General features: G+C 40.1%; 15 protein-coding genes and 1 pseudogene. All 16 read left to right on the forward strand.

Annotation, left to right across the window (positions count from 1 at the left end; translation table 11 throughout):
* Positions 1-2,135 (forward strand): annotated as a pseudogene (infB, locus tag H5159_RS10990) (translation initiation factor IF-2); the annotation flags it as partial.
* 109 nt (positions 2,136-2,244) lie between these two features.
* Positions 2,245-2,727, forward strand: coding sequence for a 30S ribosome-binding factor RbfA (rbfA, locus tag H5159_RS10995; protein ID WP_002958487.1), 483 nt, complete (start codon positions 2,245-2,247; stop codon positions 2,725-2,727).
* Entirely contained in the window at positions 2,711-3,670 is a 960-nt protein-coding gene (gene truB, locus H5159_RS11000; protein WP_002958489.1) for a tRNA pseudouridine(55) synthase TruB, read from the forward strand. The genes rbfA and truB overlap by 17 nt, the downstream gene beginning before the upstream one ends.
* Before the next feature lie 153 nt (positions 3,671-3,823).
* Positions 3,824-4,093 carry a 30S ribosomal protein S15 gene (gene rpsO / locus H5159_RS11005; protein ID WP_002958490.1) on the forward strand — a complete coding sequence of 90 codons (270 nt, stop codon included), beginning with the start codon at positions 3,824-3,826 and terminating at the stop codon, positions 4,091-4,093.
* A 620-nt stretch (positions 4,094-4,713) separates the two neighbouring features.
* Entirely contained in the window at positions 4,714-6,852 is a 2,139-nt protein-coding gene (gene pnp, locus H5159_RS11010) for a polyribonucleotide nucleotidyltransferase (RefSeq protein ID WP_182780287.1), read from the forward strand.
* Positions 6,853-6,993: 141 nt separating this feature from the next.
* Complete coding sequence (gene nlpI, locus H5159_RS11015) at positions 6,994-7,872, forward strand: lipoprotein NlpI (protein WP_002958493.1); 879 nt, start codon at positions 6,994-6,996, stop codon at positions 7,870-7,872.
* The gene (locus H5159_RS11020; protein ID WP_182780313.1) at positions 7,859-9,034 is read left to right on the forward strand and encodes a hypothetical protein; all 1,176 of its coding nucleotides are present in this window, start codon (positions 7,859-7,861) and stop codon (positions 9,032-9,034) included. Before nlpI ends, H5159_RS11020 begins: the two co-directional genes overlap by 14 nt.
* A gap of 215 nt (positions 9,035-9,249) precedes the next feature.
* On the forward strand, positions 9,250-12,042 hold the full coding sequence (locus tag H5159_RS11025; protein WP_182780288.1) for a monovalent cation/H+ antiporter subunit A: 2,793 nt from the start codon (positions 9,250-9,252) through the stop codon (positions 12,040-12,042).
* Positions 12,042-12,395, forward strand: a complete 354-nt coding sequence (locus H5159_RS11030) for a Na+/H+ antiporter subunit C (protein ID WP_010554685.1) — start codon at positions 12,042-12,044, stop codon at positions 12,393-12,395. Before H5159_RS11025 ends, H5159_RS11030 begins: the two co-directional genes overlap by 1 nt.
* Positions 12,392-13,909, forward strand: a complete 1,518-nt coding sequence (locus H5159_RS11035; protein ID WP_024595965.1) for a monovalent cation/H+ antiporter subunit D — start codon at positions 12,392-12,394, stop codon at positions 13,907-13,909. Before H5159_RS11030 ends, H5159_RS11035 begins: the two co-directional genes overlap by 4 nt.
* Positions 13,909-14,445 (forward strand): Na+/H+ antiporter subunit E, encoded by a 537-nt coding sequence (locus tag H5159_RS11040; RefSeq protein WP_002958499.1) that lies wholly within the window; start codon positions 13,909-13,911, stop codon positions 14,443-14,445. Before H5159_RS11035 ends, H5159_RS11040 begins: the two co-directional genes overlap by 1 nt.
* Positions 14,439-14,708 (forward strand): K+/H+ antiporter subunit F, encoded by a 270-nt coding sequence (locus H5159_RS11045; RefSeq protein ID WP_007378493.1) that lies wholly within the window; start codon positions 14,439-14,441, stop codon positions 14,706-14,708. The genes H5159_RS11040 and H5159_RS11045 overlap by 7 nt, the downstream gene beginning before the upstream one ends.
* A 9-nt stretch (positions 14,709-14,717) precedes the next feature.
* A complete protein-coding gene (locus H5159_RS11050; protein ID WP_002958501.1) occupies positions 14,718-15,050 on the forward strand; it encodes a Na+/H+ antiporter subunit G in 333 nt (110 codons plus the stop codon).
* Between the two features lie 130 nt (positions 15,051-15,180).
* Entirely contained in the window at positions 15,181-15,678 is a 498-nt protein-coding gene (locus tag H5159_RS11055; RefSeq protein ID WP_024595964.1) for a DUF2059 domain-containing protein, read from the forward strand.
* Positions 15,679-16,185: 507 nt separating this feature from the next.
* Complete coding sequence (locus tag H5159_RS11060) at positions 16,186-16,629, forward strand: MerR family transcriptional regulator (RefSeq protein WP_182693484.1); 444 nt, start codon at positions 16,186-16,188, stop codon at positions 16,627-16,629.
* On the forward strand, positions 16,619-18,865 hold the full coding sequence (locus tag H5159_RS11065; protein WP_182780289.1) for a heavy metal translocating P-type ATPase: 2,247 nt from the start codon (positions 16,619-16,621) through the stop codon (positions 18,863-18,865). Before H5159_RS11060 ends, H5159_RS11065 begins: the two co-directional genes overlap by 11 nt.
* Positions 18,866-18,871: the final 6 nt, after the last annotated feature.

Raw genomic sequence — 18,871 nt, forward strand, 5'->3', positions numbered from 1 at the left:
AGTCTGAGAAATATCGCATAGAATCTGAGCGTCCGCAAAAAGAAGCAGAAGAGGCCGCATTGAAGAAAGCTTAATAAGAAGCGAAACGCCAAGCAGTAGAGGCAAGAAATCTAGCTGAAGAGAATTCAGCACGCTGGAAGAAAGAAGAAGAAGAACGTAAGAAACGCGAAGAAACAGCGGATCACCATCTTACGACTTCAACTTATGCACGTGAAGCAGAAGATGTTGCCGATGCTCGTGATGAGCAAGGCACTCGCCGTGCTAAGAAAAAGAAAAAAGCGCCAGCAAAAGATAAATTTGCAGCGTCAAGAGGCCGTAACAAGTCTAAATTAAAAGCACCAGCATCGCTGCAGCATGGTTTCCAAAAACCAACTGTTGATGTTAAAAATGAAGTGCGTATTAGCGAAACAATTACAGTAGCTGAGCTTGCATCACGCATGGCTGTTAAAGGCGCTGAAGTTGTTAAAACAATGATGAAAATGGGTGACATGGTTACTATTAACCAAGTGATTGACCAAGAAGCTGCACAACTAGTTGCAGAAGAAATGGGTCACAAGGTTATCATTGTTAAAGAAAACGAATTAGAGCAAACAGTACTTAACGACCGCCATGAAGATGGTAAGTCAGAGCCTCGTGCTCCAGTAGTAACTGTAATGGGTCACGTTGACCATGGTAAAACATCGACTCTAGATTACATTCGTTCTGCGAAGGTTGCTTCTGGCGAAGCCGGTGGTATTACACAGCATATTGGTGCATACCATGTTGATGTAAACGGCAATATGATTACCTTCTTAGATACTCCAGGACATGCTGCATTTACATCAATGCGTGCTCGTGGTGCTAAAGCGACAGATATCGTAATCTTAGTGGTTGCAGCAGATGATGGTGTTATGCCACAAACTAAAGAAGCGGTACAGCACGCACGTGCAGCTGGCGTTCCTTTAATCATTGCTGTAAACAAAATGGATAAAGAAGGCGCAGATCCAGATCGCGTTAAAAACGAACTAGCTCAGCTAGACGTTATCCCTGAAGAATGGGGCGGCGATACGCAGTACGTTCATATCTCAGCTAAAACTGGTCTAGGTATTGATGACCTTCTTGAAGCCGTACTTATGCAATCTGAGCTTTTAGAGCTTTCTGCCCCTACCGAAGGTATGGCTGCAGGTGTTGTTATTGAATCTCGTCTTGATAAAGGCCGCGGTCCAGTTGCATCAGTACTTGTTCAATCTGGTACGCTTAACCAAGGTGACATTGTATTATGTGGTCTTGAGTATGGCCGTGTTCGTGCAATGCGCGATGAAAACGGTAAAGACATCAAGTCGGCAGGTCCATCTATTCCAGTGGAAATTTTAGGTCTTTCTGGTATTCCAGCTGCGGGCGACGAAGCAACTGTTGTTAAAGACGAGCGTAAAGCGCGTGAAGTTGCTTTATACCGTCAAGGTAAGTTCCGCGATGTTAAACTAGCACGTCAACAAAAAGCTAAGCTTGAAAACATGTTTACTAACATGACTGAAGGTGATGTTTCTGAAGTTAACGTGGTACTTAAAGCAGACGTTCAAGGTTCTATCGAAGCAATCTCTGATTCACTAACTAAACTTTCTACTGATGAAGTGAAAGTGAAGATTGTAGGTTCTGGTGTTGGTGGTATTACTGAGACTGATGCGACACTAGCTGCAGCGTCTAACGCAATTGTAGTTGGCTTTAACGTTCGTGCTGATGCTTCTGCTCGTAAAGTGATTGATACTGAAAACTTAGACCTTCGTTATTACAGCGTAATTTATGCCTTAATCGAAGAAGTTAAGCAAGCAATGTCAGGCATGCTAGCACCTGAGTTTAAACAAGAAATCATTGGTCTTGCGCAAGTTCGTGACGTATTCAAGTCTCCAAAAATTGGCGCAATTGCTGGTTGTATGGTTACTGAAGGTGTTATTAAACGTAGCGCTCCAATCCGTGTACTACGTGAAAACGTGGTTATCTATGAAGGTGAACTTGAGTCACTTCGTCGCTTTAAAGACGATGTTGCTGATGTTCGTAACGGCATGGAATGTGGTATCGGCGTTAAGAACTACAATGACGTACGTGTTGGTGACCAAATCGAAGTATTTGAAACAGTTGAAGTACAACGTACTCTTTAATTGTTAGCTCGCTAAACTAATAAATGGGGGCTTAGCCCCCATTTGTGTATCCATTATTTAATTAGCTTATTATTAAATTTCAATAAGTTATGATTTTAGGACAAATGCAATGAGAGAATTTTCTCGCACTGATCGTGTTGCACAGCAAATCCAAAAAGAAATTGCTGTAATTTTACAACGCGAAATTAAAGATCCACGCTTAGGTATGGTGACAGTGTCAGCGGTAGAAGTATCGCGTGATTTATCTTATGCCAAAATTTTCATCACTGTGTTTAACACACAAGATGAAGATGCAGCTAAGCAAAGCGCTAAAGTACTTAATGAAGCAACGGGTTATATTCGCTCGTTACTTGGTAAGCGTATTCGTGCTCGTATAATGCCTGAGTTAAAGTTTGTAGTTGATAATTCACTGATGGAAGGTATGCGTATTTCTAATTTAGTGGATTCTATTATCCGCGAAGATAACGCAAAGCATGTCGATGAAGATGTAGAAAGTGTTGATGCTGATATTTCAGATAGTGAACAAAGTACTAAGCACGTAGAAGATACAGATAGCGAAGAAGGCACTGATACAGATGGCAAAGCGCAGTAAAGGCCGTGCAGTTGACGGTATTTTGTTGTTAAACAAACCGCAAGGCATTTCATCAAATAAAGCTCTGCAGCAAGCGAAAGGTGTTTATTTTGCACAAAAAGCTGGCCACACTGGGGCTTTAGACCCGCTTGCTACAGGTATGCTGCCAATTTGTTTTGGTGAGGCGACTAAGTTTACGCAGTTTTTACTCGATACAGATAAAACCTATATCGTTCGTGCAAAACTGGGTGAGCGTACAACAACATCAGATTCTGATGGCGAAATCGTAAGCACGAAAGATGTGAATGTGACGCGTGAGCAGTTAACAAAAGAAATTGCAGCTTTTGTTGGAGAGTCAGATCAATATCCATCAATGTACTCAGCACTTAAGTATCAAGGTAGACCATTATATAAGTACGCACGAGAGGGTATTGAAGTCCCTCGTAAATGCAGAAAAATAAATGTGTTTAGCTTATCGTTTGACGAATTTGATGAACAAAACAACGTATTGCAAATGACGGCTCATGTATCAAAAGGGACGTATATTCGTACAATCGTTGATGATTTGGGCGAAAACCTAGGGTGTGGCGCACACGTTATAATGCTTCACAGAACTGCTGTTGGTCAGTATCCGGCAGATAAAATGGTTTCGCTTGATGAAATTGAAGCGTTGCTTGCTAAAGCGAAAGCAGAAGAGCTTGCGCCTTCTACTTATTTAGACTCGTTGTTATTACCTATAGACACTGCTTTAACTGATTTACCTGTTATTGAAATTTCGAAAGAGCAGGGCAAAGTATTTAGTCATGGGCAAGCAGTCGAGTTACCTGAAGCTTTACCTGAGGGGGCAATTAAAGTTGTTGCGGATGGTGTGTTTATTGGTACTGGCGAGCGCAACTCAAGTGGCCATTTAAAGGTTAAACGTGGTCTTGCTAGCCAGCAAGATGATTACGTAAAGCCTGAATAAGCAATTAGTGTGCCCAGCAGTGGCTTATTAGTTGTAGATGGGAATAATTAACTTGTAGTTATTCCCACAGTTGGTAGAATACGCCGGCTTAATCGTTTTGGCTGAATTAGTGATCGGCTAAGACACCTTTTAAATTTAATTTTTGGAGTTACTATGTCACTAAGCAATCAAGAAAAAATCGATATCATTGCTAAATTTGCACGTGCAGAAGGCGATACAGGTTCATCAGAAGTACAAGTAGCATTACTTACTTATGATATCAACAAGCTTCAAGGTCACTTTGCTGATCACAAGCATGACTTCCACTCACGTCGTGGTCTGCTTCGTAAAGTAAGCACTCGCCGTAAACTACTTGATTACCTTAAAGGTAAAGATATCACTAGTTATACTGCACTAATCAAAGAACTTGGCCTACGTCGTTAAGAACTAGATTATAGAAATGGGAGCTTTTTAGCTCCTTTTTTTGTGCCTAAAATTTGTGTTTGAAAATAAAACAAATTTATAAACTTATCGAATTATATTGTAAAACTCCTATTTCATAGCTTATCAAGCATCGTTGTATTTACCCACTCATTAGCCCAGCTTAAATCTAGTAGCTAGTGTGTGTTGACCTTTCGTGATTAATTTTGCAGCTGTATGTTTGGTCTTTAGGCAAGGCAGCGCCTATGTAGTGTGGTTATTCGCCATAAATAGGCGATAACGCAGCATTAATGCCAAACATGCGCTGCCCTGCGGGTTCATCCTAGGGGCGATTAACTCTTTGTTACTCGATTTTTACTTAGCCCACTAGGTTACAAATCTCGCGCCGTGATTAAATCGCCCCTAGATTGAACAAATTTCAATCCACAAAGATCAACACACCCTAGACTCGCATTTTGAAGTAGCTTTGGTATATACTATGCGCGTAGGTAAAAAGGTTTATCTGCAATTATTCACATCATTGCCAATTGTAGTACTTAATTGATTTCCAACTGAATACAATTATGTACTGTAATTGGTACTTTGATGACAACTTATTAGAATACATTTAAGGAATATTTTAAGTGCAAGCAATTATTAAAGAATTCAAACTAGGTCAACATACAGTGACTCTAGAAACTGGTGCAATCGCTCGTCAAGCAGATGGCGCTGTACTTGCAAGCATTGGCGACACTTCAGTTTTAGTAACTGTTGTTGGTAAGCGTGAAGCACAACCTGGTCAAGACTTTTTCCCACTAACAGTTAACTACCAAGAGCGTATGTACGCTGCTGGTCGTATCCCTGGTGGTTTCTTAAAGCGTGAAGGTCGTCCTAACGATGGCGAAACTCTTATTGCACGTCTTATTGACCGTCCAATTCGTCCACTTTTCCCAAGCGGCTTTGTAAACGAAGTACAAGTTATTGCTACTGTTGTTTCTGTTAACCCTGAAATCCAACCTGATATGGTTGCGATGATTGGTACTTCAGCAGCACTTGCTATCTCTGGTATCCCATTCAGTGGTCCAATTGGTGCATCTCGTGTTGGTTACATCAACGGCGAATACGTACTTAACCCTACATTAAAAGAGCTTGAAGAAAGCCAACTTGATTTAGTGGTAGCCGGTACTGATAAAGCGGTACTTATGGTTGAATCAGAAGCTAACGTACTTGCAGAAGACGTAATGCTTGGCGCTGTTGTATATGGTCATGAGCAATCTCAAGCGATCATTACTGCAATCGAAGAATTTAAAGCAGAAGCAGGCAAGCCTACTTGGGATTGGACTGCACCTGAGAAAGATGTTGCACTAGAAGATAAAGTAGCAACTATTGCTGCTGAAAAAGTAGGCGCAGCTTACTTAATCACTGATAAAGTAGCGCGTAAAGAAGCTCTTGGTGAAGCTAAAGATGAAGTTGTTGCAGTATTAACAGCTGAACTTGCTGAAGGCGAGTCTTTAGACAAGCAAGAAATTGGCAAAATCTTCGGTTCACTTGAGAAGAAAATCGTTCGTGGCCGTATAGCTGCTGGCGAAAAACGTATCGATGGTCGTGAACCAGATATGATTCGTGCACTAGACGTAATGACTGGCGTATTACCGCGTACTCACGGTTCTGCTATCTTTACACGTGGTGAAACTCAAGCGTTAGTAACAGCGACACTTGGTACAGAACGTGATTCACAGTTAATCGACGATTTAACTGGTACTCATAAAAACCACTTTATGCTTAACTACAACTTCCCTCCATTCTGTGTAGGTGAAACTGGTTTTGTTGGTTCTCCTAAGCGTCGTGAAATCGGCCATGGTAACCTTGCTAAGCGTGGTATTTCAGCTGTAATGCCTACACTTACTGAGTTCCCTTACTCAATCCGTGTAGTATCTGAAATTACTGAATCAAACGGTTCTTCTTCAATGGCGTCTGTTTGTGGTACTTCTCTAGCACTTATGAACGCGGGTGTACCAATTAAAGCATCTGTTGCCGGTATTGCGATGGGTCTAGTTAAAGAAGACGATAAATTCGTTGTTCTTTCTGACATCTTAGGTGATGAAGATCACTTAGGTGACATGGACTTTAAAGTTGCCGGTACTGCTGCAGGTATTACTGCACTTCAAATGGATATCAAAATCGAAGGTATCACTCAAGAAATCATGCAAATTGCGCTTAAACAAGCAAAAGCTGCACGTTTACATATCTTAGAAGTGATGGATGAAGCGATTTCTGCTCCTTCTGAAGAGCTATCAATGTTTGCTCCTCGCATATACACAATGAAAATCCCACAGAAGAAAATCGCTGAAGTTATTGGTAAAGGTGGCGCAACTATTCGTCAGCTTACTGAAGAAACTGGTACAACGATTGAAATCGGTGACGACGGTACAATTAAAATTGCCGCTACAGATGGCGAAAGTGCAGCTAATGCAATTAGCCGTATTGAGCAATTAACAGCTGAACTTGAAGTAGGTACTATCTACGAAGGTAAAGTTGTACGTATCGTAGACTTCGGTGCGTTTGTAAACATTCTTCCTGGTAAAGATGGTCTAGTACACATTTCTCAAATTAGTACTGAGCGCGTTAATAACGTGGCTGATCACCTTTCTGAAGGTCAAGAAGTTAAAGTTAAAGTACTAGAAGTAGATCGTCAAGGCCGTGTACGTCTAAGTATTAAAGAAGCAATGGAATCAGCAGCACCTGCAGCTGACGCGCCAACTGACGCGCCAACTGACGCGTAATTGCTAACTTATTAATCTAGTTATATTAGCTAGATAGTAAAAAAGGGGCTGTTTAGCCCCTTTTTTTATGCTTTAATGAAACCTTATTGGACAAGGTCTGTCTTATATTAATCGCGATATATCTTGGTATTAAGGATTTTAATGATACTCAAACATTTAGCTTTGGCATCTTTTGCTATTTTGTCTTTAAGCGCTTGCCAAACTACAACAGAATCAGAACCAACCCCGATTGTTAATGTGCCATTTACTGCACCTTTAGCTTCTGACTTTAGAAGTGAAATTGCTATTGCACGCTACTCAGAGCTATTAAATAGAGCCGACTTAAGCGAAGAACAACAAGCTAAGCTTTATTACGACCGTGGTGTACTTTTTGATAGTCTAGGTATGACAACTCTTTCGCGTATTGATTTTAATCGCGCAGTAAAGCTTAAGCCTGATTTAGCTGAAGTGTATAATTTTTTAGGTATTCAACATACGCTTATGCAGCAGTATGAAAAAGCCTATGAGTTTTTCGATTCTGCCCTAGAACTTGATGAAGAGCATGAATACGCCTATTTAAATCGTGGTATCGCACTGTATTACGGCGACAGAGCAGGCCTTGCTAAAAATGATTTTAATGAATTTTTAGCTCGCTCTCCAAAAGATCCGTACCGAGTTTTATGGGTTTATTTAGCACAAGCACAAGAGGATAAAGCCGTTGCGCTTGATGCACTTAAACAAAATGCCACTGCGCTTGATGAGTCACAATGGGCGTACCAGTTAATTTCTCTTTATACGGGGGATATGAGTGAACATGCATTTTTATCTGGCATTAGTGATGGTGTTAGAACTGAGCAAGAATATGCGCAGCGTTTATGCGAAGCTTATTTTTATTTAGCTAAAATGCATCAAGCAGCAGGTGAGCTGTATTTAGCATCAGACTATTTTAGGCTTGCGCTAGCAACTAATGTACACGAGTTTATTGAGTACAAATATGCGCGTTTAGAGCTTGAGTTGATGCAAGGTGTTGACGCAAGTTAAGCGTTTTAAATTAATAGGTGTATTACTATGTTGTTTGTTAGTTACAGGCTCGAGTAATCACCTAGGCGCTATTGGCTTTTGGCATGTTTTAAACGCAAAAGCTAATGTGCTACAAAGTTATTGGAAATCACCTGGTTATTTTTCTGATCATTTAGAGCAGTTACCAAATACCTCTTTAGCTATACTAGCCCGCAGTAAAATTTCTTCAGCCCAATATATGTATTCTCTTAAGCTTATAAAAAACAGTCAGAGCGATACTGCAAAACAATTTTGGCTCACAGCATTAAATGACTTAACAATCCCAGAGCGTAAAATATTAGCAACAAAGTTACTTGAGCACTCACGTTGGAGCGATTTAAAGTTACTCGCTAGTAAAAACAAATTACCAGCAGGGGATGTGCTAAATCATTTAAAACTTCAGTTAAAAACACCACAGAGTAAAGTATCTAGTGAGTTTATCCACGCCCTTGGTTTTTCATCTTTAATAAATATAAGTAAACCTAATAAGCAATGTATGTTTAACGTGCTGGCTATGAGCGATCATCGTAGTGGCTTATATAAACTCACAGAGTTTATTAATGCTTATAATAAACAGCCAGAGCCCCGTGAAAATATTTTTTGCTTTTCAAAACCAGTTTACGTTGCAGGTATGCTTGAGTGTAAAAGTAGCACTAATCAAATAGCAAAGTGTGACTGGCAATCAGCTAAACTAAATAACCAGCTTCCTAACAATTTTGATTTTATAGTAATGATGCCAAAAGATGGAACGGCTAATGTTACTAAAGGAACAATGCTAATAAACTCAAAAGCAAAATACAGTGTGTTTTTGCATGAGTTGATGCATTTTAACGGTTTTGAAGATGAATATGCTTTGCCTAAAACTAAACAAGCATGGTTGTGTGCAAAAACAGGTTTTGTGGCACCTAATTTATTTATTTCTCATGATGAGTCGCCCCCAATAGGCTGGCATAAAGCAAAGAGTTGCCAGATAGGTGGTGTTGCATATAAACCTAGTGAAAATTGGTCTATTATGCAATATCAGCAGTTAGGGCTCTCGGCGCAGTATAGAGAGATTTGGTTGAAGCATTTAGATATGACCAATGGTAATTCTTATCGCCACTCCAGCGCGCTTACATTTGCAAATAAGGCCATATTAAATTAACAATTATCACTATTAATTAATTGTTTTTGTAGGCTTAATAAATTGTTAGTTCATGTTTAAAAAACACCCATACAGAACCGCTTTTTATAGACAAAATCAGTGTTTTTCAGTATAACTATAGTCATTAATGTCGTTTAAAAACAGGCAGTAAAAGCATCCCTTAGTATTAAAAAGAGATGCCCTGATAAACTTATGATTATAAAAGGCCCTACATTATGACTTTGCTCTGGATACCCTTGTTATCCTTAATTGGCAGTGTTATTTCTGCATGCACAGGTAAGTTATCCCGCAATTTAAGCACTAGTTTAACGGCTCTTGCGCCTTTAACGGCTTTGGGAATAACTTTATACCATGCACCTGCAGTTTTAGCGGGCGAAACCATTCGTTACTCTTTCGCTTGGATCCCGTCAATAGGGCTCGACCTATCTCTGCGGTTAGACGGCCTCAGTTTATTGTTTATGTTTATGATTTTAGGCATAGGCTTGCTCGTTATCCTCTACACGCGTTACTACCTCAGTGCCAACGACTCAATGGCTAAGTTATATAGTTATTTAATGCTGTTTATGACCGCAATGCTTGGCATTGTTATGTCTAACAATGTTATTCAGCTGTGGTTGTTTTGGGAATTAACGAGCATCAGCTCATTTTTATTAATTAGTTTTTGGTGGCATAAGTCTGAAGCGCGAAAGGGTGCTCGTATGGCTCTTGCTGTAACAGGCGCGGGCGGCTTAGCGTTACTTGCAGGCTTAATGCTATTAGGTGATATGGTTGGTAGTTATGACCTAGATGTTATCCTAGCGAGTAAAGCGATAATTCAATCTCACGATTTATACGAAGTAGCATTAGTATTGGTGCTATTGGGTGCGTTTACTAAATCGGCACAATTTCCATTTCATTTTTGGCTTCCTCATGCAATGGCAGCGCCTACGCCAGTGAGCGCGTATTTACATTCTGCAACCATGGTAAAAGCCGGTATATTTTTATTAGCACGTTTTCATCCTGCTTTAGCTGGCACCGATACGTGGTTCTTACTTGTTGGGTTAACAGGTTTAGCTACGCTGTTGTTTGGTGCTTACATAGCATTATTCAAACACGATTTAAAAGGATTGTTAGCTTACTCAACAATAAGCCATTTGGGTTTAATAACGCTATTACTCGGGCTTGATACTGAGCTTGCGACTGTTGCTGCTATATTTCATATAATTAACCATGCAACGTTTAAAGCGTCGTTATTTATGGCCGTTGGTATTATCGATCATGAAACAGGCACGCGTGATATGCGTAAATTAAATGGTATGTGGCGATACTTACCATACACTGCAACGCTTGCAATGGTCGCGGCGGCTGCAATGGCAGGGGTTCCATTGCTTAATGGTTTCTTGTCTAAAGAGATGTTTTTTGCAGAAACGCTGCATCAGCAAGTGCTTGGTTCTATGTCGTGGTTAATTCCAGTACTGGCAACGGTTGCAGGTGCATTAGCTGTTGCGTACTCCGCTCGCTTTATTCATGACGTGTTCTTTAATGGTGAACCAATTGATTTACCTCGCACGCCGCACGAACCGCCACGTTATATGCGTGTACCAATAGAAATATTAGTTGTGATTTGTTTGCTAGTGGGTATGTTCCCACACTTTACAATTGATGGCATTTTGTCTGCGGCCTCTTTAGCTGTACTTGGAAAAGAAATGCCAGTTTACGAATTGGCTATTTGGCACGGGTTTAACTTGCCTCTACTAATGAGTGCAATGGCGATTGCTGGCGGTTTATTTATTTATATTAATCGTAAATATCTATTTCAGTTTCAAGCATCATTACCACCTTTAAATGCTAAAAAAACGTTTGAACGTGTAATTTTAAGTGTTGTTGCCTGGTGTCAGTCAAAGGTAAGCAGTATCGAAAATGGATCGCTGCAGCGCTACCTAGTAATTATGTTAGCGGTAGTCTTACTGTGTGCCGGTTGGCCATTATTTGAAATGCAACAACTTGCTGGCAGCATGCCACTTACCCCTGTTGATGTGCACAATGCAATTGGTGCGGGCTTATTGATTATTGGTGCTCTTGCTACCGTTATTTGGCATCGCTCTCGAATGGTATCGTTGTTAATGCTCTCAATCGTAGGGTTAATGGTATCGGTTGTGTTCACACGTTTTTCTGCTCCAGATTTAGCGCTTACACAGTTAACTGTTGAGGTTGTTACTATTATTTTACTTATGCTGGCATTGTTTTTCTTGCCCCAGCATACGCCAAAAGAATCAAGTTCATTACGTGTACTTCGAGATTTAGGAATTGCCTCTACTTTAGGTGTAGTTATAGCGAGTATCTGTTATGCATTACTTACACGTCCATTAGATTCAATCTCAGACTTCTTTATTGCTAACGCTAAAATTGGTGGCGGTGGTACTAATGTAGTTAACGTTATTTTAGTCGACTTTAGGGGCTTTGATACGCTTGGTGAAATTACCGTATTAGGCATTGCCGCATTAGGTATATTTAAAGTACTTTCTCGAATCCCATTATTTATGCCAGCAAGTGACAGCGAAGGGCGCCCATGGGCACGAGAGCGCCATCCAATCTTACTGGCGAGTATTTCACAAAGTTTATTACCGCTTGCGTTATTGGTTTCTGCATATATTTTCTTACGCGGACATAACTTACCTGGCGGTGGCTTTATTGCTGGACTGGTAACGTCAATCGCGTTTATTTTGCAATACATGGCGCATGGTACAGCATGGATAAACGGACGTTTTGATGTTAATTATCGTAAAATCATAGCTTCAGGCATTGGTATTTCACTGTTCACTGGTGTGGGTAGCTGGTTCTTTGATAAGCCATTTTTAACAACTTGGTTTGACTACTTTGATATTCCGTTTGTCGGTAAAACAGAGCTTGCCAGCGCGATTGCATTTGACCTAGGTGTTTACTTAACGGTTGTAGGCGCTACGCTAATGATTTTGGCAAGCTTAGGTAATATGACGGCAGATACCCAGAAAAAAGAGGTAAATATTTAATGGAATTATTGTACGCATCTTGCGTTGGAGTATTGGTCAGTTGCGGTGTGTTTTTACTGCTAAGAGCTCGTACGTTCCCTGTAGTACTTGGGCTTACTATGATTTCATATGCTGTTAACTTATTTTTGTTTTCAGCAGGTCGTCTTACTATTAATAAAGCGGTAGTGCTTGGTACTGGTACAGAATACGCCGATCCTCTACCTCAAGCTTTAGTGCTTACAGCTATTGTTATTGGTTTTGCGATGACCGCATTCGTGGTTATTTTGGCAATACGTGGACGCGCCGATTTAGGTAGCGACCATGTTGATGGTTATGTGCCCAACACCTCTGCAGATAATAAGGAGCAAAAATGATCCAACATTTAGCTTCGCTCCCTATTTTATTACCTATGCTGACGGCTGTTATTTTATTGCTGCCACCATGTGGTAAAAGCGTTAAAATTCGCCGCTTAGTTTCAATTGTAATGGCAATAGCTACTTTTGCCATTAGTGTGCTTTTACTTGTACATGTTAATAATACAGGTATTAACGTTTACGCTATTGGTAATTGGTCTGCACCATTTGGAATAGTCTTAGTAGCCGATATGTTGTCTACCTTATTGGTTACGTTAACTTCATTTTTAGGTTTGGGCGCTATTTTATATGGTAGTGCTGGCGATGATGAAAAAGGCAGCTTTTATCACCCACTTGTTCACTTTTTGATATTAGGTGTAAATGGCGCGTTTTTAACTGGCGATTTATTTAACCTATTTGTATTTTTTGAAGTGCTACTGATTGCATCTTATGCATTGTTAATGCACGCAGGTGATAAACAAAATACTCGCGCGGCATTGCAATATGTAATATTGAATTTAGTTGGCTCAAGCGTATTTTTAATTGGTTTGGGTATTTTGTATGGTGTGCTTGGTACGCTTAATATTGCAGACATGACGCAAAAGGTATCACTACTTACAGGTGATGATGTATATCTAGCAAAAGCAGGCGGCTTACTGCTATTAATAGTATTTGCTTTAAAAGGCGCACTATTACCTCTGCATTTATGGCTTCCAAATACTTACGCAAGTGCTAAACCTGTGGTTGCTGCATTGTTTGCGATTATGACTAAAGTAGGCGTTTACGCTATGCTTCGTGTTTATACGGTGATATTTGGTGAACAAGCCGGAGCGCTTGAACACATGGCGCAACCTTGGCTTTGGGGCTTAGCAATTGCGACCATTATAGTAGGTGCAATTGGTGTGATGGCAGCACAAGACTTACGTAAACTCACCTCTAACTTAGTATTAGTATCGGTAGGTACGCTGGTTGCGCTAATAGCATTGCAAAATGTAAATGCCACTGCTGCACTTTTATATTATTTAGTGCATTCAACACTTGTTAGTGCCGCACTATTTTTACTAGCAGACTTAGTTTCAATCCAGCGCGGTAAAGTTGGCGATAGACTAGTAGCAGGTCGCTCTGTAAAACAGCCATTTTTATTAGGTGTGTGCTTTATTATTGCGTCTTTAACGGTAGTTGGTATGCCACCACTGTCAGGCTTTGTAGGTAAAATTTGGATACTTAAAGCGACATTAAACAGTGAGCAAGCTTTACTATTTTGGCCAGTATATTTAGTAACAAGTTTTGCGTTGTTAGTTGCGCTTTCGCGCGCTGGCACAACTTTGTTCTGGGAGCATAGAAGCAAAAGTAGCGAAAATGCCGATTGTGCAAGTGCACACCCGTTGCAGGTAACTGTAATTATAGCTTTACTTGCATGTTCGCCATTGCTCGTTATTTTGGGCGGACCAATAAGTGAATATATGCTAAATGCTGCTACTCAGTTACATGATCTAAGCGGCGGTATTAATGCTGTACTTAAAGGAGGCATGTGATGAGATTACAAGCCCGTTTTCGTTGGTTACCAACGCCATTTCGTAGCTTATTTTTGTTTATGGTTTGGTTATTGTTAAACAATAGCGTATCGGTAGGGCACTTAGTATTAGCGACTATTTTTGCGATACTTATCCCTATTTTAAGTTTTTCGTTTCGAGACCCTCAGCCACTGATTTTAAAGCCAGGCTTGGCGCTTAAGCAGTTACTTATAGTGCTGTACGATATTGTTGTTGCAAATTTACAAGTGGCTTTACTTATACTTGGACCATCAAAAAAATTGCGTCCGGCATTTATAAAAGTACCGATAGATTTAACACACGACATGCCAATTACCATATTGGCCAGCTGTGTATCGCTTACACCTGGTACTGTGAGTGCAGAGGTTTATCCAATTGCTGAGTCGTTACCTGAAGGTGAAGAGCCAACGCAACGCTACTTATTAATACATGTGCTTGACCTTAAAGATGAAGAAGCACTTATCAAACAAATAAAACAACGCTACGAAGCTCCACTAAAGGAGATATTTCAATGTTAGATACTGTATTACTCATTGTTTTTTCGATGATTGGCTTATCATTATTGCTTAACTTATGGCGATTGATCATCGGTCCGTCAGTGCCTGACCGTGTTTTAGCGCTCGATACTATGTACATTAACGTCATCGCACTGATTATTTTATACAGCATTAGTATGGATACAGGGCTTTATTTTGAAGCTGCACTGCTTATTGCCATGCTAGGTTTTATAAGTACGGTTGCAGTGTGTAAGTATTTACTACGTGGCGATATAATTGAATAAGGTGAAAACATGATCAGCGAATGGGTTGTATCAATATTATTGTTATTTGGTGGTACGTTTATTTTAATTGGCTCAATAGGTTTAATTAAACTACCTGACTTTTTTATGCGTTTGCATGGACCAACTAAAGCAACCACGTTAGGCATGGCGAGTATGTTAATTGCGGCTATGGTTTATTTTGCAAGTTCAGAGCATGGCCTAAGTGTTAAAGAAATACTCATTACTATATTTTTACTAATTACAGCACCGATTAGTGGTTACATGCTAATAAAGTCAGCTATTCATCATAAGCTAAAAGCCAAAGAAGGCACTAAAGGCCTAGATAATGTAGAAGACGACTAACGCAAAAAGTAATTTATAAAAGGCCGAATAAATTTATTTTATTCGGCCTTTTTAATGATTGCTTGTACCCTTTACAATACAAACTATTCATGTGACTATAAATTAATTATTTATATGAAAGGATATTATTATGGGTAAGGTACTACTTTTATCATTACTGATTTTTTCTAGTAGTTTATATGCTGAACAAAATACTAAGCAGCAAAAAATAGATGAACTCATTAGTGTAATGAATTTAGATTCAATGGTTGATTCTATGTACGGCCAGGTTGAAGGTATGATGAAAGGCATGTCAGACCAAATGGGTGTTAAGCCTTCTGAGCAAGCAATTTTTGATAAGTACTACGGCGACATGACGACGGTATTAAAAACTGAGATGAGTTGGGCTAAAATGCAGCCAATGATGGTCAATGTATACGACAAGCATTTTAGTGAGCAAGAAATTGCCGATATGTTAGCGTTTTATAAAACAGATACAGGGCAAAAAATACTCGAAAAAATGCCTGTTGTAATGCAAGAGTCTATGCAAATGTCACAAAGCTTAATGAAAGATGCTATGCCTAAAATACAAACTTTGGCGCAGCAACTAAGCGACGAATTAGAGCAAAGCCGTAGCGAATCAAACTAGGGCAGCGCATGTTTGGTATTTATGCTGCGTTATCGCCTGTTTATGGGGGATAACCACACAACATAGGCTCTGCCTTGCCTAAAGACCAAACAGTCTGCATAAATTAAATCACCAATGATTAACACGCCTTAGATTAATACGCGCCTTACTTAGGCGCTTCTCTGCTAAATTACATCCCCTTCAGATAATACACGGCCAATATCAGCTTAAGTTAATTATGTTTGTGTCATTATGCCAATGAGCAACAATACTTAATCAATTTGAGGGATTAAGTACGGCGCTAACTGCGTTAAACATTTTTGAGATACGACTGCATGGATGCAGGGGCAATTAATAATAACAACTAAATAACGAAACCTTTGCTCTGTTATCCACTCGATTTATTGTCTTAAATAGAGCACTTAATTAAGCCAATTAGTATTATTTTGTTACTTTCAAAATAGCCATTGACCTATGTGTTGCACCTAGGTTTATTATGAAGCTATTGAAACACGACGGAGCTAAATTATGTATGTTAAACAACTTGCCAAGTTAATGGGCGTGACTGCAGATACTGTTCGTCATTACACACGAATTGGGTTACTTCATCCAATACGCAGTGAAGAAAATGGTTATCAAGAATATACAAAGCAAGACCAGCAGCGTTTAAAGTTTATTATTAGCTCTCGTCAACTTGGTTTTTCACTCAAAGATATTCAACAAATTATAGGCGAGTCTGAGCAGGGGAATTGTCCTTGTCCGTTAACGCGTAAACTCATTACTAAACGCCTAGAAGAAACCGAAGCACTATTTCAAGAAACATTAAAATTACGAAATAGAATGCATGCAGCTCTGGCGCAATGGGATACATCAGCCGATGGTGCAAATGCCAGTGACGTGTGTAGTTTAATAGAATCTTTTGTTGATCCAATAAACGATTCTGCAAATAAGGAGCAGCGTAATGACGACTAATACAAAAGACACCGCGCAAAACTTTATTATTGAAGGCGCTAATTGCGGCAGTTGTGTGGCTAAAATTGAAAAAGCCCTTAATAGCGTGCAAGGTGCGCAAAATGTAGAAATGAACTTTGCACAGCGTACAGTACGTGTAGAAGGTAAAGCCCGCGAAAGCACGCTTATTAAAGCAGTCGAAAACATTGGTTATTCAGCTAAGCCAATGAGTAACGAGTCTGATCAAGATGCACTTGATGAAAAAGCAAAATCGGATGAGGCACATTACAAAAAGCTAATGCGTAATATGATATTAGCGTTAGGGTTCGGTGCACCGTTAATGATATACGGGCTTATTTTTGATATGAGTGTGACCACCGACACACAACGAATAGCCTGGTTTTTAGTGGGTATAGTCACGCTTGTGGTTATGGCTATATCAGGTAAACAATTTTACAACGGTGCATGGCAGGCATTCAAAAACCATGCTGCCAATATGGATACATTAATAGCGCTTGGTACAGGTACTGCGTGGTTGTATTCAATGTTTGTGGTAATAGCACCAAACTTATTACCACAAGTCGCAAGACACGTATATTTTGAAGCATCATCGATGATCATCGGTTTAATTAGTTTAGGGCTCGCTTTTGAAGTAAAAGCACGTGGGCGCACCTCACAAGCAATTAAACGCTTAATTGGCCTGCAACCAAAAACTGCACGCGTAATTCGTGATGGTCAAGAGCAAGACATCGACATTAGTGATGTTGTAAAAAATGATGAAGTACGCGTACGCCCGGGTGAAAAAATCCCTGTGGATGGCGATGTTATTGAAGGCAGCAGTACGGTTGATGAGTCAATGCTTACTGGTGAGCCAATGGCTGTAAGCAAAAAAACGGGCGACAAAGTCGTTGCCGGAAGTATTAATAAAAGTGGCACTTTATTATTTAAAGCCACGCACATTGGTAGCGAAACCACACTTGCCAATATTATCAATATGGTAAAGCGTGCACAAAACTCAAAGCCATCAATAGGGCGCTTAGCTGATGTTATATCAGGAATATTTGTACCAACAGTCATGATTATTGCGGTGCTTGCAGGCCTTGTATGGTTAAACTTTGGACCTGAGCCATCAATTGCTTATGCCGTTGTTGCAGTTACCACTGTACTTATTATTGCTTGTCCTTGTGCGCTAGGACTCGCAACCCCTATGTCGGTTATGGTGGGTATTGGTAAAGCTGCAGAGTCAGGAATATTAATTCGAAATGGTGAGTCGCTGCAAACAACATCTAAAATCACCACCATGATTTTAGATAAAACAGGCACTATTACTCAAGGCACACCGCAAGTTACCGATGTAGTTACCTTTAATAACAGTGATGAAAATACAGTAATGCAACTTGTTGCAAGCCTTGAAAGTAGCTCAGAGCATCCACTAGCCCAAGCAATTACGGCACACGCTAAAAAGCAGGGCTTAGCTTTAAGTAAATTAGCCGACTTTAATGCAATTACAGGTAAAGGTGTCACTGGCAGTGTTGACGGGCAAACATTGTTGTTTGGCAATAAAGCGCTAATGGATAAATACAACGTGGCCGTTGATGATGCCACCGAGCAAGCTCAAACACTTGCCAGTGATGCTAAAACGCCCATGTATTTTGCAAGTAATAATAAGCTCCACGCTATTATTGCAGTAGCCGATCCAATTAAAGAGGATTCAGTTGAAGCTATTAAACGCCTGCAAGATAAAGGTATCCACCTAGTTATGCTAACAGGTGACAACAAAGCCACTGCACAAGCCGTTGCTAAACAAGTTGGTATTGATGACTTTATTGCAGAAGTAATGCCCGATGACAAAGTAAACGAAGTAACAAAACGCCAAGCAAATGGTGAAATAGTGGGTATGACAGGTGACGGTATTAACGATGCTCCCGCACTTGCACAAGCCGACGTAGGATTTGCAATTGGTACAGGTACCGATGTTGCAATAGAAAGTGCAGACATTACCTTAATGCGTGGTTCGTTACATGGCCTTGCTGATGCAATTGCAGTGAGTAATGCAACTATTTCAAATATTAAACAAAACCTATTTGGTGCCTTTATTTATAACGTGGCGGGTATTCCGATTGCAGCCGGCGTGTTGTATCCATTTTTTGGCATCCTACTTAACCCTGTTGTTGCAGGTGCAGCTATGGCACTTTCATCGCTTACAGTGGTAAGTAACGCTAATCGCTTACGTTTTTTCAAACCAAATAAATCGTAATTTAAG

It is taken from the genome of Pseudoalteromonas sp. SG43-1, assembly GCF_014164415.1.
GTDB classification, from domain to species: domain Bacteria; phylum Pseudomonadota; class Gammaproteobacteria; order Enterobacterales; family Alteromonadaceae; genus Pseudoalteromonas; species Pseudoalteromonas distincta.